At 36.2% G+C, this 26,428-nt stretch carries 20 protein-coding genes; 15 read left to right on the top strand and 5 right to left on the bottom strand.

What is annotated here, in order from left to right; translation table 11 throughout:
* Positions 1-2,691: a TonB-dependent receptor gene (locus tag B045_RS0106775; RefSeq protein ID WP_018463518.1), complete on the top strand. Its 2,691-nt coding sequence runs from the start codon at positions 1-3 to the stop codon at positions 2,689-2,691.
* Positions 2,692-2,793: 102 nt separating this feature from the next.
* Here B045_RS0106775 and B045_RS0106770 read toward each other — a convergent pair whose 3' ends face one another.
* A complete protein-coding gene (locus tag B045_RS0106770) occupies positions 2,794-5,055 on the bottom strand; it encodes a cation:proton antiporter (RefSeq protein WP_018463517.1) in 2,262 nt (753 codons plus the stop codon).
* 238 nt (positions 5,056-5,293) lie between these two features.
* On the opposite strand from B045_RS0106770, the gene B045_RS0106765 reads away from it, so the two are divergent.
* The 6 genes from B045_RS0106765 (at position 5,294) to B045_RS0106740 (ending at position 9,792) form a co-directional block, all read left to right on the top strand.
* The gene (locus tag B045_RS0106765; protein ID WP_018463516.1) at positions 5,294-6,133 is read left to right on the top strand and encodes an SDR family oxidoreductase; all 840 of its coding nucleotides are present in this window, start codon (positions 5,294-5,296) and stop codon (positions 6,131-6,133) included.
* 11 nt (positions 6,134-6,144) lie between these two features.
* Positions 6,145-6,771 (top strand): flavodoxin, encoded by a 627-nt coding sequence (locus tag B045_RS0106760; protein ID WP_018463515.1) that lies wholly within the window; start codon positions 6,145-6,147, stop codon positions 6,769-6,771.
* 1 nt (position 6,772) lies between these two features.
* Entirely contained in the window at positions 6,773-7,327 is a 555-nt protein-coding gene (locus B045_RS0106755) for a DapH/DapD/GlmU-related protein (RefSeq protein WP_018463514.1), read from the top strand.
* A gap of 64 nt (positions 7,328-7,391) precedes the next feature.
* Entirely contained in the window at positions 7,392-7,844 is a 453-nt protein-coding gene (locus B045_RS0106750; RefSeq protein ID WP_018463513.1) for a nuclear transport factor 2 family protein, read from the top strand.
* Positions 7,845-7,877: 33 nt separating this feature from the next.
* A complete protein-coding gene (locus B045_RS0106745) occupies positions 7,878-8,720 on the top strand; it encodes an aldo/keto reductase (RefSeq protein ID WP_025884078.1) in 843 nt (280 codons plus the stop codon).
* 172 nt (positions 8,721-8,892) lie between these two features.
* Positions 8,893-9,792: a helix-turn-helix domain-containing protein gene (locus B045_RS0106740; RefSeq protein WP_018463511.1), complete on the top strand. Its 900-nt coding sequence runs from the start codon at positions 8,893-8,895 to the stop codon at positions 9,790-9,792.
* A 57-nt stretch (positions 9,793-9,849) separates the two neighbouring features.
* On the opposite strand, the gene B045_RS0106735 is transcribed toward B045_RS0106740, so the two are convergent.
* The 3 genes from B045_RS0106735 to B045_RS0106725 form a co-directional block, all read right to left on the bottom strand.
* Positions 9,850-10,896 carry a carboxymuconolactone decarboxylase family protein gene (locus B045_RS0106735; RefSeq protein WP_018463510.1) on the bottom strand — a complete coding sequence of 349 codons (1,047 nt, stop codon included), beginning with the start codon at positions 10,894-10,896 and terminating at the stop codon, positions 9,850-9,852.
* A 272-nt stretch (positions 10,897-11,168) separates the two neighbouring features.
* Complete coding sequence (locus B045_RS0106730; protein WP_240470550.1) at positions 11,169-13,667, bottom strand: sugar-binding domain-containing protein; 2,499 nt, start codon at positions 13,665-13,667, stop codon at positions 11,169-11,171.
* A gap of 361 nt (positions 13,668-14,028) precedes the next feature.
* On the bottom strand, positions 14,029-16,356 hold the full coding sequence (locus B045_RS0106725) for a TonB-dependent receptor (protein WP_018463508.1): 2,328 nt from the start codon (positions 16,354-16,356) through the stop codon (positions 14,029-14,031).
* Positions 16,357-17,927: 1,571 nt separating this feature from the next.
* Between B045_RS0106725 and B045_RS0106710 the strand changes: the two genes are divergently transcribed.
* The 4 genes from B045_RS0106710 to B045_RS0106695 all read left to right on the top strand — a co-directional run bounded on the left by B045_RS0106710 (position 17,928) and on the right by B045_RS0106695 (position 20,448).
* The gene (locus tag B045_RS0106710) at positions 17,928-18,245 is read left to right on the top strand and encodes a hypothetical protein (RefSeq protein ID WP_018463505.1); all 318 of its coding nucleotides are present in this window, start codon (positions 17,928-17,930) and stop codon (positions 18,243-18,245) included.
* Positions 18,246-18,589: 344 nt separating this feature from the next.
* Positions 18,590-18,982, top strand: a complete 393-nt coding sequence (locus tag B045_RS0106705) for a hypothetical protein (protein ID WP_018463504.1) — start codon at positions 18,590-18,592, stop codon at positions 18,980-18,982.
* A 46-nt stretch (positions 18,983-19,028) separates the two neighbouring features.
* On the top strand, positions 19,029-19,766 hold the full coding sequence (locus tag B045_RS0106700; protein WP_018463503.1) for a hypothetical protein: 738 nt from the start codon (positions 19,029-19,031) through the stop codon (positions 19,764-19,766).
* 13 nt (positions 19,767-19,779) lie between these two features.
* Complete coding sequence (locus B045_RS0106695) at positions 19,780-20,448, top strand: hypothetical protein (RefSeq protein WP_018463502.1); 669 nt, start codon at positions 19,780-19,782, stop codon at positions 20,446-20,448.
* A gap of 34 nt (positions 20,449-20,482) precedes the next feature.
* On the opposite strand, the gene B045_RS15310 is transcribed toward B045_RS0106695, so the two are convergent.
* Entirely contained in the window at positions 20,483-20,683 is a 201-nt protein-coding gene (locus B045_RS15310) for a hypothetical protein (protein WP_154650120.1), read from the bottom strand.
* Between the two features lie 327 nt (positions 20,684-21,010).
* Here B045_RS15310 and B045_RS0106685 point away from each other — a divergent pair, with 327 nt between their 5' ends.
* The 4 genes from B045_RS0106685 to B045_RS14390 all read left to right on the top strand — a co-directional run.
* The gene (locus B045_RS0106685) at positions 21,011-22,528 is read left to right on the top strand and encodes a protein kinase domain-containing protein (RefSeq protein ID WP_018463500.1); all 1,518 of its coding nucleotides are present in this window, start codon (positions 21,011-21,013) and stop codon (positions 22,526-22,528) included.
* 1,450 nt (positions 22,529-23,978) lie between these two features.
* Positions 23,979-24,386 (top strand): hypothetical protein, encoded by a 408-nt coding sequence (locus tag B045_RS0106680; RefSeq protein ID WP_018463499.1) that lies wholly within the window; start codon positions 23,979-23,981, stop codon positions 24,384-24,386.
* Between the two features lie 544 nt (positions 24,387-24,930).
* On the top strand, positions 24,931-25,362 hold the full coding sequence (locus tag B045_RS0106675) for a D-Ala-D-Ala carboxypeptidase family metallohydrolase (RefSeq protein ID WP_018463498.1): 432 nt from the start codon (positions 24,931-24,933) through the stop codon (positions 25,360-25,362).
* A 15-nt stretch (positions 25,363-25,377) separates the two neighbouring features.
* Positions 25,378-26,428 (top strand): DUF7833 domain-containing protein (locus B045_RS14390; protein ID WP_081618609.1); only part of this gene is annotated, 1,051 nt, incomplete at its 3' end.

Below are 26,428 nucleotides of genomic sequence, written 5' to 3'. Positions count from 1 at the left end.
ATGAAAAAGTTTAAAAGATTGTTTTTAAGTTTGTCACTTGTCGCCTTCTCCACACTTTCTTTTGGTGCGGTTGATAACGTGAATAGGGGAGTTGTTGTTGATGATGACGGACAGCCTTTGCCTGGCGTAGTTATATCGTTGATGGGTTCAAATCTCTCTGTCGTTACAAATGCCTCAGGAGCCTTTTCTCTACCTTCAACAGTTAATAAGGGTGAACTACAGTTTTCTTATATAGGATATAAGCGCCAACGATTAAATATCACGGATAATATGAAAGTCGTGATGAGCCAAGATCATAAATTACTTGACGAAGTTTTGGTCACCACTCAGAAACGAAATCAGTCTGCAGTAGATGTTCCTGTTGCTGTGAGTGCATTGTCTGGTCAAAGTTTGCAGATGTTGAATGTTAAGCAGATGGACGAAATGGCACAATATATTCCTGGATTGCAAGTACAACTCCAAAGTCCTAATAATCCAGGATATGTCATACGTGGTGTAACTTCTGATGATGGTGAATCTTATTCACAACCACGAATATCTGTATTTCAGGATGGTGTGCCTATGTCACGCTCACGGGCATCTGTTGTAGAACTTTTCGATATGGAACGTGTTGAGGTCGTGAAAGGACCTCAGGGAACATTGTTTGGTCGTGGAGCTGAGATAGGTGCAATGCATTTTATAAATCACAAACCAGTTAACTATGTTACTGGTGAAGTTGCACTTAATTATGGCACTCATAACCAACGTGGTGTTTCTGGTTTCATCAATACTCCTTTAATTAAAGATAAATTATCCAATCGTTTTGCATTCTCATACGATGCCCATGACGGATTCATTAAGAATTTATCAGGAGGTAGCTTGAATGGTAAGAGTGCTTTGGCACTACGAAATTCAACACGCTTGTTTACAGATGATAACACCTATTTCGACTTGATATTAAATTATCAATATGATGATTATCCAGGCACATCCTTTAAAAGCAATAGTCTGGCTCCTCAAGGTGGTGATGTAAGTCCATTCACTGCTGCAAGTCTTGAAGAAGGTAAACGTCTGGGTATTAAACGACATGTTGGTGGAGCTACACTTCTGTCTAATCATGACTACAATAACAATCTGCATCTTTCCACAATAACAGGCTTCAGAGCCTTTAAGTCAAACGAAAACTTTGATGCAGACGGAACATATCTTCCGCTTCTTGATTGCGAAGAGAACGAAAAAGGTGTGCAGTTTAGTCATGAAATGCGACTGAATTATAATAAGGGAAACTTCAATGGCTTTGTAGGAGCCAGTTACTTTTATGAAAATTCCAGTCAACAGGCAGTTGTGCGCAGTAATCTTCAGTCATTATATCCAGCATACGCTTATAAGGCTTTCGCTGCTAAAGTTCAACCACAGATTACCAAACTAGCCGCTATATTGCCAACGATGTTGCCTGCTGCCTATCAGTCTGCTGTTTCTCAGATGATGACAGGATTGCTAAATAAATGGTTCCCTTCGTCTTATGATCTTACTAAAACCAGCAAGTTAACAACAACTCCTGATTTTTATGGTGATGTAAAAACAGCTTTGGCAGCTTATAATATATCACTTGATGATATGTTGGCTTCACTTGGCACACAGGGACAAACTATTTTGACTACTATAAAATCAGCTTCTGCCTTACCTTTAAATCCTTCTCATTATGAAGAGGGAACTAACTATGGTATCAATCAGGCTGCTGAGGTGTTTGCTGATGGAACGCTTACTGTTGCTAAAGGATTGTCGTTGACAGCCGGACTTAGAGGAACTTATGAACATCAGCGTACTGGTTATAAATCTTCAACTCAGCCTGATGCGCTGTTCGGCAGTATCTTATACCAACCAACAGACAAAACTGTTTATGCCAGTGATAATTATTATTCATGGGTAGGACGTCTTGTTGCTAATTATTTGTTTTCAGGAAACAATGCTTATGTAAGTATATCTAGGGGTAGACGCCCTGGAGTTATAGCCTTTAATAATTCAGCCGATAATATAAGCCACCTCAAGCCAGAGATTATTATTAGCTATGAAATAGGATTAAAGGGTGCATTACTCAATAAAACGCTTAGCTATGATTTAAGCGCATACTATTATGACTGGTCACACTTTCAGACAATGACGCTTACAAATTCAACAGGTTCTATCGCAAAAGTGTATACAGCGAATGATGCAGGTAAAGCCCATTGTTTAGGCTTTGAAGCTGGAATACGTTATGCCATAGATTCTCATGTTTCATTTTTTGTAAATTATGCTTATATTGACGGTAAGTTTAATGATAATGATGAAAATGGAAATCCTCAGGAATATGCTGGTCATCGTTTCAGACTTACACCTAAAACTACCTGTTCTGTAGGAGTTGATGCTGGTTATGACATTGACAAACACACACGTATCTATTTCCGTCCATCTTATGTCTACAAGTCAAAAGTATATTTCGAAGACGATAATGATCCACAGTTAACTCAGGATGGATATGGCTTGGTAAATGTAAATTTAGGAATGAGTAGAAAGATAAAGCATGTCATCTATGACCTTTCTTTATATGGAAAGAATGCTTTCAATAAGAAATATCTTATTGATGCTGGCAATAGTGGTAATCAAATTGGATTCCCTACATTCATTGCAGGTAGCCCAAGTGTATTTGGAGCCCAATTAAGATTATCGTTTTAATTAGATTTGTTATAATATTATCTGCTTGAATTCAGTAGATAGTGTTTTATAATGAATGTGATAGTCCCGATACTTTTTTGCTGTTAGTATCGGGACAAATCATTATAATGCTGTTGTTGAATCTTTAAAGCGAACGCACAGCAAATTTGGTACAGTTCCCTTAGTCTTGTATAGTTCTATAATGTCTTTATAAACAGAATAGGTTGATATAATAAGTTGGTCAGTTCTATTCTTTATCATCAGTTTGTTTATCTGACTGTACCTTTGCATGATGATCTTATCAGTAAGGCTAGGTCCTTTTTTTAGAATCTTGTTTATCTGATTATTATAATTTTCATTATCCACCTTGCCTGATGCATATATCTTTATAGATGCCAGCGATTCAGACATGTTATCAATGAAATTAAATAATTTATAATCACTATCGCTATCAATGATTATTGATAAGTGTTTTATTCTCTCCAGTTTGTTTTGACATACCAATATGAATACAGTGCATTCAGTTCTTTTAATTATCTCTTTGGTCTTATCACTTAACAGTCTTGTTATAGAGTTGCCTTGTATCTTGTCAAGCAATGAGTCCCAATAGTTGCTTTTTATCTTTTTGTTTATGTTGTTATTGTTAATACTATATTTTGAGCCGATCATCAAATAATCTATTTTCTCATTTCTCGTCATTCTGGCTATTTCATCAACAATGTTTTTAGTTACTTTATAAACCTTATTCAGTTTAAGGTTTAGCTGTCCTGCTTCATCATCGATAGGCACAAAACGATCTTTCTCATAATGTTCGGCAGTAATCATGTTCACATCCATACCTTGAGTGAAGTGAGCCGCTATTAGTTGCTTTTGATTTATTGGCTCACCAAATATCAATCTGCTCACACGTAAGAGATTTATTCCGCTGCTAGGCAAACCGAAACTTAGCATTATCTTTTGACGTTTTACGTTTACTGTTTTCTTTTGTTTTTCAAATATCTTTGATATCACGTGTAGGGCAGGTGTTGTCATAAACGTTGTTACCAAAGCCATTATAATCAGCACTGCATATATCGGCTTTGGCAGAACTCCCATCTCGTATCCAATGTTCAGAGCTACAAGTTCCATCAGTCCTCTAGTGTTCATCAGCATACCTATCGTCAGACTGTCGTGCCATGTTTCACCCACAGCTTTTGCTGCTATCGTGCAACCGCCGAATTTACCAGCTATAGCTATTACAATAAGCAATGCGCATATACCAACCATCGACCAACTGTTTATCAATAGCAGATTGGTATTTAAGCCCGTATACGCAAAGAATAATGGCAGGAAGAATGTCAATGTCACGTCTTCCACCTTATTCATCATAATATGACGGAATCCAAGATTGGATGGCATTACTACTCCTGCAATGAATCCTCCAAACAAAGCATGTATTCCTATCAACTCTGTTATAGATGCTGATATTATGAGTGTAAGGAATATAATTCCTATCAGACTTTTGTTCAGGATTTCGTTATTAGCACGTATCTGACTTATTTTTCTGAAAAACGGTCTTACGCACAAAAACATAAATAGGATATAAACGATTGTTAGTCCTACTGTAAATAAGGCACTCGTTGATGACCCTGATTTTGTTAGAGCTATCACAATAGCAAGCAGGCACCAAGCTGTAACGTCATCGTTAGCTGCCGAAGCTATTGACAGCACTCCTAAAGGAGTATTTGAAAGATTCCTTTCCTGCACAATTCTTGCTAATACAGGGAATGCCGTTATACTCATTGATATACCGATGAATAAAGCAAAGGCTAAGAATGATGTTTGCTGTGCTGCGTATTTCTCATATATGTAAAATGACGAAATTATACCAAGGAAGAATGGTACTAGTATTCCTGCATGACTGATAACCAGAGTCTCGTTAAACTTGTTTTTAAGTACTTTAAAATCAACTTCTAGTCCAATCACAAACATAAATAGAATCAGTCCTATCTGACTTATTAAATATATGTTTTCTAATGAGTCTTTCGTGAATATAAAGTTAAATGCATCTGGAAAGTAATGACCAAGTAATGACGGACCAAGAATAATACCTGCTATGATTTCACCAAGTACACCCGGTTGTCCAATATAATTAAATATAGAAGAGAATATTTTGCATGTTATTAATATAATAATTATTTGCATCAATAGAGTCATAAGTGGCTCTGCAAGATTGTTTTTTACCATGCTTGACAACATGCCACCGACTCCACTGTTGTCGCTTACAGATGTTACTGAACCAAGCTTATGAAGTCCTACCCCTGTTTTTAATGAGAGATAAATTAACAAGCTGAATACAGTTATCATTATGATATAGATGTAATTGTTTTTTGTGGATTTCTTCATAATCATTAGTATTAATAGAACAAAATTACGCTTTTTCTCTGTTTTATTATTTGTATTGATTTGATTATTTTTATGTTTTTATTTATTTTTAATAAATTCGTATAGTGATGAGTTGGTATTTGTTAGTTGTATTATAGACAGATTCTGTAATGATGTTAATTATATCCGTTATTAGGGTATAGAGCTCAGACTTCTTTTGTAGTAATTTTGCCATCAAAAATAAAGAATACATAAAGTTATGGCAAATAAAGAAGTAGTAGTCCTTTTCGGTGCAGGAAGCATTGGTCAGGCAATTGTTCGCAGAGTAGCAGCAGGTAAGCATTTGGTATTGGCAGATTATAGTCTCGACAATGCGAATGTTGCAGCAAAGACACTCGAAAATGCAGGTTTTGAATGTAGTACGATAAAGGCAGACCTCGGCAGCAAGGAGGATATTCTCGCTGTTGTTGCTGAAGCTGTAAAATGGGGAGAAGTAAAGTTCCTGATTAATGCAGCAGGCGTTTCGCCTTCACAGGCTCCTGTAAGCGAGATTCTCCGTGTGGATATGTATGGTACAAGCGTATTACTTGAGGAGTTCGGTAATGTAATTGCCGAAGGTGGTAGTGCAATCATTATCTCTTCGCAAAGTGGTCATCGTTTGCCTGCTCTTCCTCAAGAACAGAATGATGCTTTGGCTATGTCAAGACCTGAAGATTTATTAAAACTTGACTTCGTACAGGAGATTGATGATACTTTAAAAGCTTATCAATATAGTAAGCGATGCAATGTTCTGAAAGTAGCCTACGAGGCTACTCGTTGGGGGAAGAGAGGAGCAACTGTTAACTCAATTTCTCCAGGTATTATAATCACTCCATTGGCTAATGATGAACTTCATGGACCACGCAAAGATGGTTATCTCAAGATGATTCAAACTTCTCCTGCTGGTCGTGCAGGTACTCCTGATGAGGTTGGCGATTTGGCTGAGTTCTTAATGTCGAGTCGTGGTAGATTCATTAGCGGTACTGATATTCTTATCGATGGCGGTACTACCGCAAGCTATTGGTATGGTGATTTACAGTATCTCAAGGCAACTCACTAAAATGCATAGCTATGAAATATATTAAGAGTCTTGCTATCATGATCGTCTGTCTTCTGATGTCGGTATCATGTTGTGGTCAGAAAATAAAGTTAGAAACTTCACAAAACAAAAAGCAAAGTGTTATGAACAAAGGTAAAGTATTGATAGTCTTTTTCTCACATGCTGGTGAGAACTATAGTGTTGGCAACATCAAAGTTGGCAATACCAAACTGGTAGCTGATGAAATACAGAAGTTTACTGGTGGGGACGAGTTTGAAATCGTTGCAGAAAAGAGTTACGACATGCCTTATAATGAGCTAATAAAATTAGCAAAAGAAGAAACTCAAAGAGACGAGAAACCAGCCTTTAAGGGTGAGGTAAAAGACATTGCTCAGTATGATACAGTCTTCATAGGTGGTCCTGTTTGGTGGGGAACCTATCCGCAGGTAATGTTCACCTTCTTTGATAAATATGATCTCAACGATAAAACAATAATTCCGTTCACTACCCATGAGGGAAGCGGATTAGCCAGTTGTGTGGAAGATCTCAAGACGGCATATCCTAAAGCAAAAGTATTAAATGGTTTTGCTGTATATGGACATGAGGTTCGCAGAAACATGAACAAGGTAGATAATTGGTTGAAAGGTCTTGGATATTAATATGAAAAGCTTAATAGAACAACTGCATCAGGGGGCGCATATTGACATTCGTGATACCGAATATCAGCAAGAAGTGCATTCGGAGATTGACCGTTGTCGTCATCTTTGTTTCATAATCAATCAGACTGATCCAAGTGAAAAGGAGAAAGTCTTATCTTTGGAGCATAAACTAATAGATGATATGGCTGAGAATGCCTTTCTCACACCTCCCTTCCAGATTGACTTAGCGAATTGTTTACATCTGGGTAATAATGTTTTTGCCAATCATGGATTGACAGTGATGTCGTTAGGTGGAATAACCATTGAGGACGGTGCAATGCTGGGACCAGAAGTTGGGCTCTTTACGGTGAATCATAATCCGGAGGATGTGAGAATTGTTTATACCAAGCCTATTATTATTAAGAAAGGTGCATGGATTGGTGCTCGTGTCAACATCATGCCCGGAGTAACTATTGGCGAAGGAGCGATTGTTGCTAGTGGTGCTGTTGTCACCCATGATGTAGAATCTCATACACTTGTGGCAGGAGTACCCGCAAAGAAGATAAAAAAGCTGTAATCAGTCTATTTTAGATGATTCAGTAATGATATTAAAAACACTAATATAAATAAGGAATACAATTATGGCAACATTAGAAGATAAGTTCGCAATTCGTGAACTTCAGGAGCGTTACGCAACAGAGAGTGATAAGAATAATCAGGATTACTATCGTAAACTGTTTGTAAAGAACGTAAAGCTGAGAGTATATTTCTATGGAGAACTTGGAATTCAAGCCGACACTGTAGACAGTATGATTACCCAATATAAGGCATTTGGAGCTGCTAAGGCAAGTTTTCACCAAAATGGTCAGCACGTCATCGATTTTCAGGATGATACTAATGCCACAGGCATCTGCTATGCTCTGGCAACTCTTGTAAATGAGAAAGAAGGTAAGAACGAGTTGATGCTTCACACTGTTCGCTATTACGATAAATACGAGAAAATAGATGGTCGCTGGTGGATTACCGAGCGCAGTCAATATTTCGTATACACGACATCTGCATGTGTGCTCAATACTGAAGACTCCACCAAATAATTGATATTTATTTTTTTAAATCGCAAAAACATGATGAAATCAATCAAACTTAATAACGGAGTAGAAATGCCATTGCTCGGCTATGGTGTTTTTCAAGTTAAACCAAACGAGGCTGAACGTTGTGTATTAGATGCTATCAAGACAGGCTATCGACTGATAGATACAGCTCAGGCATATTTTAATGAGGAAGGTGTTGGTGAAGCCATTGCAAAGTGTGGCGTAGACCGTAGTGAACTATTCATTACCACAAAGGTCTGGGTTTCAAATTCTGGCGAGAAAAAAGCCTATGATTCTATACTCGAGAGCCTTCGTAAGTTGAAGACCGATTACATCGACCTATTGCTCATCCATCAGCCTTTTGGAGATTACTATGGCACATATCGTGCAATGGAACAAGCTCTAAAAGAGGGTAGGGTCAGAGCTATAGGAGTAAGTAATTTTCGTCCTGACAGATGGATTGATCTCGTAAAACATGTAGACGTGAAACCTTCTGTCATACAGTTGCAAACCAATGTATTCTCACAGCAGCAGGAGATGCGCAAGCTTATAGAAGATACTGATACAAAGCTCATGGCATGGGCTCCTATGGCTGAAGGTCAGAACAACTTCTTTGTTCATCCGTTAATGACAGCAATTGGTAAGAAATATGGCAAATCGGCTGCCCAAGTAGGACTTCGCTTCCTCACTCAGCAGGATATTATAGCTATTCCAAAGTCTACTCATGTTGAGCGCATGCAGCAGAATTTAGAGAGTATGGATTTCAATCTTTCCTCAGTCGATATTGATGAGATCAAAAAACTTAATCAGACTGATGGCGGTAACATTAATTTTACTGATCCTCAGTTTGTTAACTACATTCTCACTGCTTTCGGATAACAGCAATATGTACCAAGGTGGCAAACTTACATGGTCTTTATAGTTCAAAATTACAATGGTCAGAATTCAAAATAAGTGGGAAACAGCCATAATGGTTGCTTCCACTTATTAATAATGTTTAATTCATTGTCATTCAATAGATTATTATTAACTTTGCAAATAACAAACCGACATGGATATGATTAATTTTAATACGATACAGGAATTCGACGATACTTTAGGTGTTGAGACACTGCATCCACTTGTGAGTATAGTTGATTTGAGCAAGTCAAAGATGATGAGTCACATGCGTCATACCATGAGCTTTTATGCCATATTCCTGAAGGATGAGAAAAACTGCGAGATGATCTATGGCAACACCAAGTATGACTATAAAAAAGGTAGTGTGGTGTGTCTTTCTCCTGGTCAGGTGATAGGTATTGAGGGCGATGGCTCTATCTTCCAACCACAAGGTTGGGGACTTTTCTTTGATGCTGACCTTATCCATGGCACAGACCTCGGTCGTAGAATCAAGGATTATCATTTCTTTTCTTACGAAGTCAACGAGGCTCTGCATCTATCAGAACAGGAGCGTGAAACCTTTGTAGGCTGTTTGAATATGATTCAAACAGAGATATTGCACAGTATTGACAAGATGTCTAAAAAACTCATAGCAAGCTATTTAGGCATACTCCTCGACTATTGCCAGCGATTTTATGATCGTCAGTTCATTACGCGCGAAAACATCAATAGTGATATTCTCGTACGCTTTGAGAAGCTACTTAATGACTACTTCAAGGGCGATAATGCCTATAATAATGGTTTGCCCACAGTAGCATGGGCTGCTTCAGAACTCTGTTTGAGTGCCAACTATTTTGGGGATTTGCTAAAGAAAGAAGTTGGAAAGACACCTCAGGATATCATTCATCTTCATATCCTTGATGCTGCCAAGGAAGCCCTTGCCAACGATGAGCATACTATCACTGAAATAAGTGATAGCTTGGGGTTCCAGTATCCACAGCATTTCTGTCGGTTTATAAAGAAAGAAATTGGTATGACGCCAGCGCAGTATAGAAAAAAGCAAACTATATAGAAATAGATTACTCAAAAAAAAGCAGGGGGACCATTGGTCTCCCTGTTTTTGTAAATATCAATTTGTCAATTTTCCGTATTCCTCGTCGCTCACAGCTTCTAACCACTCATTTGGTTCAGAACCAGGCTTCGTATTCTCTACAGCTATATGTGTAGCCAAATGCTGAAACCAACTGTCTGCCTGTGCGCCATGCCAATGCTTTATGCCTTCTGGGATATCTATCACATCACCAGGATTGAGGGCAATAGCTGGTTTGTCCCATTCTTGATACCATCCACGACCAGCAACGCAGATAAGCATCTGATGAGCTCCATGATGTATGTGCCAATTATTACGACATCCAGGCTCGAAAGTAACATTGGCGAGCGGAAGAACAGTGCTGTCGTCTTTGCCAATGTTTTTTGGAGTGATACTAGCCAGATGACTTTCACCAATAAAATACTTGGCGTATGCCGTATTTGGGTTGCCCTTTAACCATGCACCAGCATTCGCATCAGCAGCATTGTCATGTTGTGAAAGCCCATTGTCGCTGAGATACAGCATCAGTTCATTTATTTGTTCCTTGCTATTTCCCATATTCACAGCTCCTGCTTGGTGTGCGGCCAACTGAGGAGCTACTCCTTTGAGTGAAGCCAATGCTGAAACTGTTACGATTTCGCGATCAGCTGCCGAGAGTTGATTACCGGCAAATATATCGCCAAAGAGATGAGACTTCAAGTAATAGTCATCCTGAGGACAGAAATCAAAGTCAAAGGGCCTACCACTTAGCTTCGTCTGATTCTGTATACCCAATTCGTGAGCAGCTTTTGCATCATCCCATTCTGCAGGACGCTCCCAAGTCTTGCCTTCATCGTCTTTCTTGCCTTCTGCCTTACGACTTTCTAGTACCTTCTTCAATACTCCCAACGCATTTAGCGAGCGAGGAAAACCAGTATAGGCATAAAGATGTGAAAAGGCTTCCTTAATTTCATTGATAGTGACTTTCTCATCAAGCGCTTCTGTAATAGCTAATTCCAGACGTTTAAGATCTCCTAAAGCTTCAAGACTTGCCAGTTTTGCAAGATGCAGTTGACGTGTTGTAAGATTTGCATTCATTATTTCCATATATTTCTAGCTTTTATTTGATTGCAAAGTTACAAATTAACAATGTGCTCTCTGTTACCTCAATTCCTTAAATAATTACCATTTTTACGGAATGAAACCTTATAATTCTTGATAAGTATAGACTTATGGTTAAGTAATAAGGCAAACATTGTTTGCAAGCATTTCTTTGATTTGGAATGATATAATTTCAAAAAAAATCAGTAAGATATTCTTTCATAAAGATATCTTACTGATTATTTTTATCTGTTTAATATAGTATCTAGCTTCAATATTTATTTTGCAGTGAGCATGATGGATTGTCCTTTCTTTATTCCATCTGTACTAACTGTGACTTTAATCTTTCCTGGCTTACCTGTTGTTTTCACGATTACCATTGCTTTTCCTTTCCATGCTTTACGCTCTTTTGAGCGGTAGCATGTGCTGTCTTTCAGCAACGCATTATCAGTAGCTATAATCTCGCCTTCACCTTCCACGTCAAAGTGGAGCTTATTTTCAGCATTTGCAGAAAGAATATTCTTATCATCTTGCAGTTCTACAGTTATAAATGCCAAGTCTTGTCCATCTGCTTTTAAGCATTTCCTGTCTGCTTTTAATGCTAACTTTGTAGGCTTACCAGCTGTGTATAGAGTCTTACTTTCTACCTCTTTTCCATTAGAGTCTACACCAACCACTTTTAGTTCACCCGCTTCATAAGGCAATGTCACGATTGCTTTAAACTCATCTTTTCGTTCGGTAGTTTGTTCCTTAATAAGTTTATTATTCAGATAAAGGCGCACTTTCGGATAACGTGAGAATATTTCTGCTTCAATGGGCTTGCCTTCATGTCCGGGCCAAGTCCAACTTTCCCAAGTTGGCCATACCGACCACATCGTTTCTTTTATCTCACCATAGTATCCATTTGGTTCTTTCACCGCTAGATATAGTTTTTCATCTGTAGTTTCATACAGCATCGCCCTATAATGTGAAATTGGTTTTCTCCAACCAAGCAAATCTATATCACCGCAATATGCGCCATGCCAAGGATATTGTTTACGCTCAAAGTGTTGTCCTTCTGTATCTCCTTTATAGTAATAGCGTCCTATACCAGATTCGCCCAAATAGTCAATCGCTGTCCACACAAAGTCGCCCAAGATATACGAGTTGTCGTTTACCAAAGCCCAGTTTGCAAAAGCTTCTCTAGGATATGATTCTGTTTGAATAATCACGCGAGAAGGTATACGCTTATGATCGTCGGCAGCTCTGTGCAACTGATAGTTATATCCACAAATATCGTGTTCTGCCATCAATGGGTCAAAGATGCTCCAGTCTGAATCCCATGTTGTCATTGCTGATGTTACAGGGCGTGTTGGGTCTATTCTGTGGCAAACGGCAGCCAATCTATGTGCTATTTCTACCGCTTCAGGGCTCTTTCGCTCTATCACTTCATTTCCGATACTCCAGCAGAATACAGACGGATGATTTCTGTCTCGTTCCACAAAAGAAGCCAGATCTTTCTCAGCACATTCATCAAAGATCGTAGAGTAATCATAAGTGTTTTTAGCTGCTTTCCAACCATCAAAGGCTTCGTCTATCACGAGCATACCTATTCTGTCGCAGGCGTTGAGAAATGCTTCTGAAGGAGGATTGTGCGACGTTCTAATCGCATTAAAGCCTGCTGCTTTGAGCAACTCAATTCTTCGTTCTTCTGCACGATCGTAAGCAGCTGCACCTAGCGAACCATTGTCGTGATGCACACATCCGCCATTTAGTTTTAATGGGTTCCCATTTAAAAGGAGTCCGTTTGTTGAATATTCAATTGTTCTTATACCAAAAGATTGAACCTGTTTGTCAATCACTTTTCCGTCTTTCTCCAGAGTTGTTTCAAGTGCATAGCATACAGGAGTTTTCAAATCCCATAATTTGGGTGAAGGCACTGTGCATTTTTGTATAACGTTCTTTTTCTCCCCAGCCTTTATCGAAAGTGGATAAGATTGCGTTAGAACCTTTTTGCCATTAGGGTCTTTAATAACAAATTTAAGCAATACATCTTCTTTTGTATTTTGCTCGTTCTCTACGTTTGCTTCCACTCTAACAACCGCTTCTTCATTACTCTTCGCTGATAGGGTAGTGATGCCCAACCCCCATTGTGCAAAGTGAAGTTGATTGGTGATTTGCCACCATACATGACGATAGATGCCCGAACCGCTGTACCATCGGCAGTTCTTCTGCTTACTGTTGTCAACTCTTACGGCAACAATGTTTCGTCCTTCTTTCACAAATGGAGTCGCGTCTATCGTAAAAGAAGTAAAACCATAAGCATGTTTTCCAGCCAGTTGTCCATTGATATATACTTCAGCGTTGCAATACACACCTTCAAAGTAAAGGTTCATCTTTTTCCCGATTAACGATGAAGGGATAAGGACTGCTTTTCTATACCAACCAATACCTGCTGGTAGATATCCACCGTCGTTTCCCATTGGTTCCTGAATATTGAATTCGCCTTCAATACTCCAGTCGTGTGGAAGCGATAGCGTTCTCCAATCAGCATCATTATATGTTGTTTGTTGAGCGTCTTTTGGGTCAGCAAGTTTAAACCGCCAACTATTGTCAAAGCATTGCTTGCGTTGATTTACTATTTGTTGTGCGTTTTTAGCAGCATTCATATTGTTTATTCCGATAGCGAGTGTCTTTGTCGACGCAAATGCTGGAACAATGCCTATGCAACATTGCAATAAAAAGAAAAGGCTACAGCCTAGAACCATTGTTCTACGACCCGTGTTTTGATTATACATGTTATTAAAATACTTTTGTTTTTCTAAAGTTGTCCACCCATAAATAGATGTTTAAGTATAACAGTTTCTCAATAAAAGTTCATGCTTTGGTAAAAGAATATCACTCAATCAAAGAGTCACTATTATGCAAACAAAAGTAGATATTTTTTCCGAGATGCCAAATGTTTAATGTGTTAAAAACTCATTGAAGGTAGAATTGGTGTTACTTTTTGGTTCTTTGTTAATTTAGAGAGTGAGTATTCTCAATAAGACTATTCTGGCTAAAGACAATGCTATTCTTTTATTCTTTAGTACAAAAAAAAAGAGGTAAACGATAATAATCGTCAACCTCTTTGCTCATTTATCTAATCCTATATCTCAGTTAAAAACTGAATTTCGTTCCCACATAATAACTCCGAGGCAATGACGGACCATAAATATAGTTTGAATCTCGATTATATCCTTGGTCAAAGTCCTTTTGATACGCATTCGTGATATTCTGAATACCAGCATAAATCTGCAAAACAGACTGTTGATAAACATGGATGTCATACGCTACCTTGAAATTAGCACTAAAATAATCAGGCGTTTTCACTGCTATGTCAACGGGCGTTCCTGATCCAGTGACATGCTCGACAAGCATACTTCCTGTATATGTGCCAGTCAGTGATGCCGATAAATCTTTCACAGGAGTATATGTTGCCGTAAAATAGCCGTATGTATTTGGTGAACGAAACATCTTCTTTTCTTCCTTAGCTGTTTTGCTCCAAGCTGTAGGCTTGTCATATTTGCTTTGCTGAAGAGTTACGCCTCCCTGAAACTGGAATAGTTTTGAAAATGCAGCTTTGCCTTCAATGTTTACACCCATCACTTTTGCACCCGATCCATTATAGCGTTCCAGAATAGTGTTTCCTTCATTATCAATTTGGTTTGTGTATCTCTCACTAAACACGTTGTTCAGCTTTGTATAAAATCCTTCTACCAATAAGTTTGTCTGCACATTGCCGAAGTTGTGATATAAATCTGCTGAAAGGCTTAAACTGTTAGATTTCTCTTCTTTCAAGCCATCTGCTAGATGCACCTTCACTCTGTTTCCACCAACTACGCCTACATGAAGGTCTTCGTCAAATGTTTGTGGAGCTCTAAAACCTGTGGCATAGCTTAATCTGAAATTGATGTTCTGATTTAAATTATACCTCACATTAACTCTTGGGCTGAAAATCACATGATCTATTAGATTATGCTTGTCAAATCTTCCACCGACAAGGAAACTCCATCTGTCGTTTTTCCATTCATTCTGAAGAAATCCACTATATATTCTCACTGTTTGCTTTGTTGTCATGTCATATCCTAGCGCAATATCTTTCAAAGCATCATAGTTATATTCGCCACCAATCACAAGCGTAGAAGGCATGAAAAGCATTTCCTTAAAATTAGCCTTGTATTGTGCACCACTGAGCATTGTCAAGTCATGAGTTTTGCCATAAGCTTTTAGAGCCGTAGCCACACTACTTGGCGATCCGTCACCAATTCCTCCATAGTAGCTCTTTCTGTCTGTATTCTGAAATGAATAATAAACGTTGAGATGATTGTCTGTATGCGGAGAGTATAAATCATAATTCATGCTACCTCCATTTATGTCATGATCTATTTGCTCTGTAATGTTTGCTTCGTGAGCAGGTAAGTCAAGATTGTTTCCTCCGCGTCTGAACTCTGATATATTGTCATATTGCACGGTTAGTTTTGAATACGGACTCAATTTAAAGAAAGATTTCAATCCCATTGTTTGACCTTTAACGGTAGGCATTTCTGTATATCCGTCACCATTATAATCAAAACCGTTTTTATGATGTGATTCTCCATATACATATAAACCTGCGCTTCTGTCGTCAGTAACAAGTGAGCCGTTCATTGTTGTCACATTCTGAAAACTATTTGAACCATTTACAGACATGATGGAATGGCCAATCTCTCCAAAGTTTCTCTCTGGCTCTTTCGTAATCACGTTGATTGTTCCACCTATGGCCGATGCTCCGAATAAGGCTGATCCTCCACCTCTTACTACTTCAACATGGTCAATCATGTTAGCCGGTATCTGTTCCAGACCGTAAATACCGTTAAGAGCCGAAAATATAGGACGAGAATCTATCAGTATCTGTGAGTAATGACCATCAAGACCATTAATTCTTACCTGCGTGAATCCGCAATTCTGACAATCATCCTCAGTTCTTACTCCTGGCTGAAAGTTTAGTCCCTGTGCCAAACATGTTGACTGTGTTGCTGTGAATGTTTTTGAACCTACAATGTTTACAAGGCAAGATGCTAGTCGTTTTTTTGTTTCGTTTCTATCTGCCGACACCACAACCTCATCCAACTGTACATCGTCGTCGCTGACCTTAAAGTTAATAACATTGCTGTTACTAGTAAGGTTTACTGACTTTTCGTCCGAATGATATCCTGTTCCTTTTACGCCCAGAACAACTTTCCCTATTGGAATATTCTTCAGTTCATAATACCCTTTAACATCAGATATTGTACTGAATGTTGTTCCCTTAATATAAACTACAGCATAGCTTACGCTGTCTCCGCTATTTTTCTCTGTAATATATCCAGAGATATTCGTTTTAGGTCCTGAAGATACCTCGCCCTCCTTAGAATATCCAAGCAGGGACATCCATGAAAGGAATAAAATTAGAACTACCTTATTCATATTTTGTTTATTATATTTTTAAATATTAATCTAAGTATTTAAAAAAAAGCAATGATTTACTCAACACAATAATATTTTTATGTGAATTTTCTTTTCCTTTACAGAGCATATAAATCATTTTATACACTCTTGCAATGGAGTACTAATATGTTTATGTTATCCCTTCATATGTATAATAAAATTTATATAATAAAATATTTATTTTTTTATCCTAAATGCGAAGCAAAGGTAATATGCGGCTTTAAATCTTGCAATACCTAAAAGTTATGATTTGCATAGTAAGATAGGTGTCTGTTTTTTCCTTATCTTTTCCCCTTTAATGGTGATGTTCGTAAGCAACTTTCTTTGAGTGTAATCCTTCTTATTTCATAACGATAGAATCTTGCTGTTTCGCAAGCTAAGTGTAAAAAACATGTAGTTAGTAATTGTCTGAATTTATTAACGAGAGACATTGGGGTTTCTTCTGTGTATATTGATTGAGTACTCTTATGTGTTATTCTCTCGCAGATAACGCAGATGACGCAGAGGAAAGACAGCTTGCTGCATTTATGTCGCAGAGATTATAGCTTGAGCTAATGCAATTGTTTTAGCTTGTCTGCGTAAATCTGCGAGAGAGTTAATCTGATATATAATGATCATTTTTCTATGATATGATTTATTATATGCTTTAGCTGTTATCTGATAGCATAATCGTATTTAATCATTATTTTAAGTGCTACTTATGAATTTATGTTAAAACCACAGTTAAAAAATATTGAATTTTAGTTGAAAAAGAGCGTTTAGATGTCCAACCCTTGTCCAACCCCTATTTTTCCATTGAATTTCTTTCTTACTTTTAAAAAAATATTTTGTGCATAATGTCATAATGCGCCTATATAGGGGGATTGTAACATGCAAAATTCTGTTTTATAACGCATCCTTTTATTTAAGATAATGTTTCCTATGTTTTGGCAATGCTAGCTTAAAAGTGATTTATATGCATACATTTTCATGAAATAGCTAAAATAACACCTAAAATATGCCCTAACCATGCCATACTTTGTCCCTAACTATATTTTGGCTTCCGTAAGTTTGCCCTTATGATGTATATATATTTAGGCATTATAATAATGCAACAAAAACATAAAGCATGCACTAAGCTACTTTATATTTTGACCAGATGCCTAATGTCATATGAGGCTATCCCGATGAAAGAAGCTCTTCTCGAATTGTTCGTACACATTATTCACGAACTAGCATGAGTGACTTTTAAATACCTTTGCATGATTCTATATCATGTGAAGGTATTTTTTTTGTATATGAAACTTTACAATGAATAGCTTTGAGTTATATAAGCTTCAAATAGTTTTCAACTTGATTCTCCCGCAGATGGCATATAGAAGAGGCATTAGCAAGAAACAGGTACATCATAGCGCTGCCAGAATTTGTAGGGAGATGCTTACATGATTAAATAGTATGTCTTGTTGCAACTACGTATCTATTTGTCTCTTTTTATGTAATTTCGGAAATAAAGTTATATATTTGCTTAAATTTAAAGTCAGAGAAAGGACTGACGTTAAGCAATTAATATCGTGATAAGTAAAAATGAATTAGAAAAGTATCGTGGAAGCAAAGTTGGTGAAGCCTTAGTTAACCTATCTGTTGCTGAAGGGTTTAAATGTGAGAATGATTACATACTAGTGTCGATTTCAGATAAGACCTTTACCGAAGTCTCTTATATAATTAAGTTACTTGACTTCATTAAATCCAATCTTAATTTAAAAAAAGATGTATCGTGTCTAGAAATAGGAAATAACTTGGCAGAAGCAACAGGACCTTCTGGACCAAAATCATCGATAAGTCACATTGACATTGAGTATTGGGGCACGCTAAGTAGCATTATTCTGTAATTCCATTAATAATTTGCTGAAGAAGTTTATGGCGTCAGTCCATAAGATATTAATACTAGAACACCCTATATATTTCATGCTCAAAAAAGAACTCATTTTTTGAGCATGTTTTTGTAACAATGGTAATAAATTCCTATTTATATTTGGAAGTTATAAAATAAAGGTGTATTTTTGTAAACAACATAGGTTTATTTGACATTAAAAAACGACGATACTTAAATACAATTTAGTATTGTTTGTAAATGATGAAACACATTATAAGTATATTTCTTATTAGTATTTATATCTAATCTACAACTAAGATACTTACTGTATTATTGTTATATTATAAAATAATTATTCACATGAAGAAAGCACTATCTTTATTTCTGATATTATTATTGTATTCATGTTCAAATCATGATTGCAGAGATCAAGCTTTTTCTTATCTTGACAAACACATAAGAGAAGTACTTCAAAAGGATGAAAAAGCACATATTGCTGATAAGAATGTGGTTTACGCCACAGATTCAGTTTGTATTATTTATTATACGTTCCGCGATTATGAAAACGAAGAAAAAATGGAGTTTGGGTATGTAATTTTCCCAAATGGTTTAAAAGGAGAATATAATAATATACAAGGGAATATATTAATTAGATGTGATAATATATTAAATATGATTCCAAATAAAACGGAAAAAGATAAAGAACATATATTAGGATACTTAATTGGAAATAATGGATTTGAAATAAAATAAATGAAGTAAGTCTGTATAAATTAATTCAAACTAAAATAATAAACATATGAAAAATACTTTTATTTCAATCATAGGATTGATAGTATCCGTAATTGCTATTGGTTTTTCATTATTACGTATTGTTCCTTTCGTAATAACAAGTGAAACATATCTTGGTATTATCGCTACATTTATAGGTATTGCGGTAACTATGCTAATTGGATATCAAATTGTTAATACATTAGAAATTAAAAGAGAAATTCTCGAACAACGTAAATTAACGAATAAATTACAATATATGAATGATGTCTTAAATAAAATAATTAAGACACAAAAAAATGAAATGCAAGAGGGCTTTGATATTATTTCAACTTTAGTTTACTACCAAGAGAATGGGTGGACTTATAGCATACAAGCATTTACTTCACTTCATAAGGCATTAATCGCTTCTCTAGAAACTGAAAGAACCGAATATGATTGGATTTTCAAATTGCTTAGGAAATACATTATGGATATAAACTACCAGAATTTCACAAAATTTATTACAAGTCTTCCAGATGGCCGGTATATGTGTAATGTAGAAGGTAATCCAACTAATGATAAAGAACTCAAAGATATTATTAAAGAATATACCGATGTCGTATACGATCATGACAGACAAATTAGAGATAATTGTAATTTTTGTCGCATCAAGATGGAATATAATAGAGTGATGGCGTTGTTTAACAACCGAATAAAAGCAATTCTAGCTAATCCAAACAATCCTATATCTGAAGGTGAAAAATCAGACATACTTTATAAATAACAAATAAATCATTATGCCTGTAACATTATACCAAGGAGAAGAAGAGCGTAACTCCATAATCGAAACTTTGTCTTCTGAAATAGATTTTCTTTACTCTCAAATAAAAGAGATGAGTCAAGTAGATAAAGTATTTAGAGATGGAATAAAATTGTTGAATAGGTTTAATAAACCATTTATAGATCCCTCACAACGGTATAGACGAACATTTGCTTTTATAGCCGTTCTTGCAATGGAAAATAATATTGTTCTTAAAAATTTACTTCTATCAAAATCAATAAAAGAGGAACTACCTTTGATTAAAAATGGAATTATAACGATGCAAGAAGGATGTAAAAGATTAATCGGTTTCAACAGCAAGAAAGGCGATGATAAGATGATTAAAAGTTCATTACTATATCAAATATATAATAAGTTTGAAATTGATTCTCCTAAAATATATGATTTATTTGTTAAACACATAAAGATATTTAGAGATGAGTTGGAAAACAATAATACAAAACAATTGAGAGATACTTTAGTACATTTTCAAGAAAGAGAAGGAGATTTTAATCCTTTTTCTTTTATTGAAGATATATATGAGATCAATGTTGATGATGTGTTTTCTATTCTATTTAGCTATGCTATATTTTTAAGAGCAACAGCAGGATCATTAGGAATTTTAATGAAGATAGATAGTAAATAAAAATAAATTTAGTAAAAAGTAGTTTCCTCTCTCTTTACTGAGCAAACACACCTTCTGGAGCATCAGCAACTGAATCGGGATTAAACTTGATGATTGTCGTGTCGTGCTTAGTTGCCGTCTGTTTCTTTTGATGCGTTGTAACGGTCTTCTTTGCTGCTTTCTTAGCTCGTGGCTTGCCTGCTAATGCAACCAGTGAACAGGCTGCTAGTATTATTATTGGGAATAACTTTCTCATGAGCTTACTTTCTTTATGTATTGTCTTTTTATAAAGGGATCGATTTGGACCCCTTTTAGTTTCTGGATAATTTAATCGTTTACTTAAATATAGATATTCTACGATGTGTTTTATAAATTGACATTTCTTTGTCGTGTAAAAAAAACTTGCAGAAATTGTCTGATATACAAAATATTTCATTAACTTTGTCCTTTGTGAACATTGTTGATCTTGTTATATTTTTTACTACGAAGATACGACATTTTCACAGATTACCAAACTAATAATGATGAAATTCGTCAAATACACTTAATATACTAAATACTAAGTACTAAAATAATAATTTGTATGAGCAAAAATATTAATGGATATAAAGTTGAATTAATAGGCCAAGGCGGAAATGCCAGTGTATTCAAGACAAAAAATGATAAAGGAGAGAATTGTGCATTAAAGAGATTAGATAATAAAAGTGGCAATGAAGAAAAAAAAGCAAGATTCATACGTGAGGCTGAATTTGGGAAATCATATCCAGATTTAGTTACCAATAAAATAATCTTACCTGTCTTTGAATTTAATAATACAGATGAGTGTATCTATTATACTATGCCACTTTGCAAACCTATACAGAATTTTGAATTTAAAACTCTTAGAGAAAAGTGTGTTGCCATTGAGTGTTTATTGTATAAGTTGTCGCAATTACATAAAAGAGGTCTTGCGCATAGAGATATTAAACCAGAAAACATATTAGTTTATAATAATAATTATTATTTTTCGGATTTTGGATTACTATTTATAGAGAAAGAAGAAAGAATAACAAAACCTCAGAGTAATGAGCGAATTGGAGCTAAGAGAACGATAGCGCCAGAAATGGAACGCGATCAGTCTTATAATGCAAATAAGTTTAAGGCTGATATCTATTCAATGGCTAAAACGATATGGATGATTTTGACGGATAACTATCAATGCTTTGAGGGGCAATACTCTGCTGATTCAACAATAGCATTGTCTAAATTTAAATTAGGTAGTTTTGATGGAAATTGTTCATTTGAAGAACCATACTGTAAGCTTTTAGATGAAATGCTTCATGCGTGTACAGATCATAATCCTGATAAGCGATTAGACGCAGAAGAACTTCTTAATGCTTTCAAAGGTTGGGTAGACGTAAATGATGATTTTTTTAATAGAAATGGGATACAATGGGATGAAACGCTTCATAAAATATTTCCCGAAGGAATACCTAGAAAAGCTGAATGGGATAATATTGATGATATAATAAAAATAATCAATATATTATCTATATATAGTGGATTTGTTTATACATTTCTTCCTCGTGGAGGTATGAATCTCATGGGAGCAAAAAGAGCAAATGTGGATGGATTTCTAGAACTTGATCTAGGAATGCCAATTTTGTATCCAGTTAAATCTTTAACCTTTTATTCAATAGGAATTGTAGATAGATGGAATTACTTTAGATTAGATCCTGTTAATACTATAACCCCTATATTTGCAAAACCAAATAGTAAAGATGTTACTGAAACTGAAGAATTTCTTACTGAACTATCTCCTGGTAATTATGCTCCCCACGAAATTTATGATGACAATGAAGATTATGAAGAATTTGGCTTTACAAAAAATATGAGAACCGTTGATAGATACTATAGAGGCTCTATGTTATTCTTTAATATAAGATCTGAGTATAACCTTGAATCTTCAACTCATGGTAGGCATAGCGAATTTACAAAAGAAGAATTTGAATTTTATATTCAAGGATGTTATGAAAAAAAATATCAACTAAGATATAGCGAATATGAAATTAATAAAGCAAAAGAAGACTATTATAAAAGCAAACAAGACATTGTAAAGTAAAAGAATCTGCGTAATCATTAAGAGAATACCACACGCTATAATCTCTGCGAAATAATGCAGCTTTGCTGCATTCCTCTGCGCAATCTGCGCTATCTGCGGGAGAATAACACGCAAGAGTACTCAATCAATCCACACAGATGAAGCCCCAATGTGTCTCTCGCAGATCTCGCTGATAATCGCAGACGAAACCCAAAACAACAAACCCCAAATAACAGCAAAAGAACAATTACCTCACCTATCTGTCTTTCTCTGCGAAATAATGCAGCTTGCTGCATTCGTCTGCGTGATCTGCGCTATCTGCGGGAGAATAACACGTAAGAGTACTCAATCAATCCGCACAGAAGAAATCCCAAAGTCTCTCGCTGATAATCGCAGACGAAACCCAAAACAACAAACCCCAAATAACCGCATAAGAACAATTACCTCACCAATCTGTCTTTCTCTGCGTAATAATGCAGCCCGCTGCATTCGTCTGCGTGATCTGCGCTATCTGCGAGAGAATAATACGCAAGAGTACTCAATCAATCCGCACAACGAAACCCCAATGTCTCTCGCAGATCTCGCTGATAATCGCAGACGAACCCCAAAACAACAAGCCATAAATAACCCCAATCAAAATTAACTCCAACCTGTCTTTCTCTGCGAAATAATGCAGCTTGCTGCATTCCTCTGCGCAATCTGCGTTATCTGCGGGAGAATAACACGTAAGAGTACTCAAACAATCTGCACAGAAGAAACCACAATGTCTCTCGCTGATCACGCAGATAATCGCAGACGAAACAATAAGTCACATTTAAAATACACAATCTAGAAATCCAAACATTTGTTGGCTTTTTCCACTCAATTATGTGCATGGAGCTTCAATATCGCCGTGATTTTACGCAAAAAAGTAAATAATGTTGCTGATGATGAATGCGTAAATCTTTGTTTATTTTAGTTAAAATCACTATATATGGATTATAAATATTGCATAGATAATCAATAAGTTAGATGATATATTTTGTGTATTGTATATAATATTTATCTTTTTATATATTGTAAACATATATATAAATTCACTCATTTGTTTGCTTAAATCACTCAAATGTTGCTATAAGCCCAACAAATGTTTGTTTTCTCGTTTCGCGAGTAATCTTTTATGTAAGCACAATATGAAATTTTATTGTTTATTATTTTGCTGTTAAAATATATATTTATACCTTTGTGATACAGATAAAAAAAATCTGAATGAGAAACATACTACTTGCCTCATGTTTGAACGACTCAATAAGTTTGATGTGGCAATGTTTGCAATCTCATACCAAAAATAAATGCCGTGTCAGAACACTATGTGATTAGACGGGGTGAGTCCATGAATTGCCAATAATTCATGTCCCTTTACATGAACACAAGCCCGATACACGTTTTGCTTTGGTTCAGAATCTAAATTATAAACTTAAAACAACAAAAAATGATAGATAATCCAAATAATCAATTTGATAATCATGAGCCTGACCCTAAAATTATTATTAAAAGCAAATATGAGGAATGCGAATATATTTTCAATTATATCTGGGGCATGCTGAGAAACTCAAAAGATATGATTAAAGTCAAAGAGGAAGTCGAACTGCTTGTTAATTCTGATTCCTTATTATTAATGTATGACGGCATAAAATATAGAATAAACATCCGTACCAGATTTATTAAAGGCTTCCTGATGTTTTATAAAGAAAACACGAGTGCTCTGAAGATAAAGCAACTCCATACTGACATTAACGAACGTCGTAAACTAGCTATGACACTGATGGACGACTTTCGCTATAATGGACATCAGTTTAATCTTAAAACGCTGTTGAAAATGATTAAAGAGATCTTCTAAATCTTTAGATGCTCCTATTAATATAGTTCTCACGATAAATCCTTTTTATCGTGAGATCTTTTATTTATAATGAAATGTGATTATTTATAAAAGAGTTCATACTTACACCACTTTGTAAACTATTGTTTTTCCCTAAATTTATAACGAAAATCAACGATTCATCTTCTAAATGCTGAATTTTGTAATCGCTTATAATCGCTTATAATCGCCACAAGTGTTAAATATTTTTGGCTTTCAATGTACAATACATTGGCTAACAGTATATTGCAATTTAACATTGTAAGCCATTTTTCAATTAATAACGGCGAACATTGTATGAAATTACGTATATTATTATCTTTGCATGTGTAATTTTTACATAAACAAAGGTAATAATATTTTCATACTTATGAATGTAATGCAATGTATTATCAACCAGCTCGCAATTATCTCTGATGCTGGATTTATATGGAAGATGTGTTTAACGTTGCCCCTGTCCTTTAAGGATGGGGGCATTATTAAGCCCTCGTATATATTGTAAACTTTATTACCTTATAAAAACACAATGATGGATCTTGATCTGAAAGAAAGAATTTCGCAACATTTCTTAGTTGCTGAAGTAGTGAAAACGTGTAGCGAGGACGTTGATAATACGGTTATCAACAATGCCCGAAGACTTGCTGAGACGTGTCTTGAACCCGTGAGATGCCGCATTAACCGACCGCTTATCGTTAACTCGTGGTATCGCAGCGTTAAATATAATGCAAGTGTAGGGGGAAAGAGAAGCAGTCAGCATATCAGAGGCGAAGCCGTTGACATCCATTTGGATGCTGATTGCTGGAAAATACAACTTGGCGAACTCGTTCCGTTGTTCAAGCATTATGCCGACTACGATCAGTTGATTGTAGAGTCTTCGCCAACAGCCCATTGGCTGCACGTGAGCCATACAGAAAGACACGAGAACAGACATCAATATCTAAGAATTAAAACACACTAAATCATGCAATTTTATATGTTATCATCTGATTTCCTTAATTGTGAGGAAATGCAGAAACTAGACCTCGAACATCGTCTTGAAGGACGTGGAGCAATAACGTTTATCTTTGAATACCTCGTTGACCGCGTAAATGGACTCGGAAGTTTTATAAGCATTCCAAGTCTTGCAAGATCTATTGGAAAAAATAAAAAGTTTCTGCTTGACATCATCAACAACTACGGATTGTTTTGCAGTCCTGAAGACAGCGACATCTTCTACAGTCCCTATCTGCGAACTACGATTGGATTGCCTGAACACCCCACTGCAGCAGAGCTTAGAGCCTATGCCAAAGGGTGGAAAACGTTGAAGAAAAAGGCTCATAAAACGACAAAGAAGGCGACTAAAAGTTCGAAGAAAAATCAAAAAAGTTCCAACAAAGTTGCAACATTTTCAAAAAAAGTTGCAAAAATAACGCCGCAACTCGCTGATAATCAGCAACCCCACTATATAGTAGATAAAGATATAGATAAAGATAATAGATATAACGACAGTGAAACTACTGCTACCGCTGTAGTAAAGGCAGCAGCACCATCAGTCTTTCTGACGAAGATGAATTCTATTTTCGATGATGAAAACTGGTTGAAAACATTGGAAGGGCAGACGGGCATTAAACTGTTTTCTGACATGACCATTCGCAAGCAACTCATTAGCTGGTTTGATAAACGCCTTATCATGAGCGCATGCAACGAAGAACAGGGCTACAAGCCTCGTGACGCCAAGAAATATCTTCGTAATCTGTTGCTACCGGGACGCAAGACACAGAATGAATTCAACGATCTTGTGAGGCGTGGCATTGAGCGGGCGAAACGAAAACTGTTGATGAATACGCAAGAAGAACAGACTTCAGGACCAAGTGAGTATGAGACGGTTGTAAACGGTGTGCGCTATGCTCGACGCAAAGAATCCGTTCCAATGTCTGCACCGCCACAGGTGTATGTATGCCGTCGTTGGAGCTGTATCCGCAATGCATGGGTGGCTCCTGATTCATGGGACTTTGAAGAGGAAATGATTGCACGCAGACGTCTTG

It is taken from the genome of Segatella paludivivens DSM 17968 = JCM 13650 (assembly GCF_000373185.1).
Taxonomy (GTDB): Bacteria; Bacteroidota; Bacteroidia; order Bacteroidales; family Bacteroidaceae; genus Prevotella; species Prevotella paludivivens.
The sequence above is the reverse complement of the archived record's forward strand: the minus strand, read 5'-3'. Positions and strand labels throughout refer to the sequence as shown.

Excerpts from the sequence above, each read along its gene's own strand:
- B045_RS0106775 (WP_018463518.1), top strand. The coding sequence starts at position 1 with ATGAAAAAGTTTAAAAGATTGTTTTTAAGTTTGTCACTTGTCGCCTTC.
- B045_RS0106770 (WP_018463517.1), bottom strand. The coding sequence starts at position 5,055 with ATGAAGAAATCCACAAAAAACAATTACATCTATATCATAATGATAACT.
- B045_RS0106765 (WP_018463516.1), top strand. The coding sequence starts at position 5,294 with ATGGCAAATAAAGAAGTAGTAGTCCTTTTCGGTGCAGGAAGCATTGGT.
- B045_RS0106760 (WP_018463515.1), top strand. The coding sequence starts at position 6,145 with ATGAAATATATTAAGAGTCTTGCTATCATGATCGTCTGTCTTCTGATG.
- B045_RS0106755 (WP_018463514.1), top strand. The coding sequence starts at position 6,773 with ATGAAAAGCTTAATAGAACAACTGCATCAGGGGGCGCATATTGACATT.
- B045_RS0106750 (WP_018463513.1), top strand. The coding sequence starts at position 7,392 with ATGGCAACATTAGAAGATAAGTTCGCAATTCGTGAACTTCAGGAGCGT.
- B045_RS0106745 (WP_025884078.1), top strand. The coding sequence starts at position 7,878 with ATGAAATCAATCAAACTTAATAACGGAGTAGAAATGCCATTGCTCGGC.
- B045_RS0106740 (WP_018463511.1), top strand. The coding sequence starts at position 8,893 with ATGGATATGATTAATTTTAATACGATACAGGAATTCGACGATACTTTA.
- B045_RS0106735 (WP_018463510.1), bottom strand. The coding sequence starts at position 10,896 with ATGGAAATAATGAATGCAAATCTTACAACACGTCAACTGCATCTTGCA.
- B045_RS0106730 (WP_240470550.1), bottom strand. The coding sequence starts at position 13,667 with ATGTATAATCAAAACACGGGTCGTAGAACAATGGTTCTAGGCTGTAGC.
- B045_RS0106725 (WP_018463508.1), bottom strand. The coding sequence starts at position 16,356 with ATGAATAAGGTAGTTCTAATTTTATTCCTTTCATGGATGTCCCTGCTT.
- B045_RS0106705 (WP_018463504.1), top strand. The coding sequence starts at position 18,590 with ATGAAGAAAGCACTATCTTTATTTCTGATATTATTATTGTATTCATGT.
- B045_RS0106700 (WP_018463503.1), top strand. The coding sequence starts at position 19,029 with ATGAAAAATACTTTTATTTCAATCATAGGATTGATAGTATCCGTAATT.
- B045_RS0106695 (WP_018463502.1), top strand. The coding sequence starts at position 19,780 with ATGCCTGTAACATTATACCAAGGAGAAGAAGAGCGTAACTCCATAATC.
- B045_RS15310 (WP_154650120.1), bottom strand. The coding sequence starts at position 20,683 with ATGAGAAAGTTATTCCCAATAATAATACTAGCAGCCTGTTCACTGGTT.
- B045_RS0106685 (WP_018463500.1), top strand. The coding sequence starts at position 21,011 with ATGAGCAAAAATATTAATGGATATAAAGTTGAATTAATAGGCCAAGGC.
- B045_RS0106680 (WP_018463499.1), top strand. The coding sequence starts at position 23,979 with ATGATAGATAATCCAAATAATCAATTTGATAATCATGAGCCTGACCCT.
- B045_RS0106675 (WP_018463498.1), top strand. The coding sequence starts at position 24,931 with ATGATGGATCTTGATCTGAAAGAAAGAATTTCGCAACATTTCTTAGTT.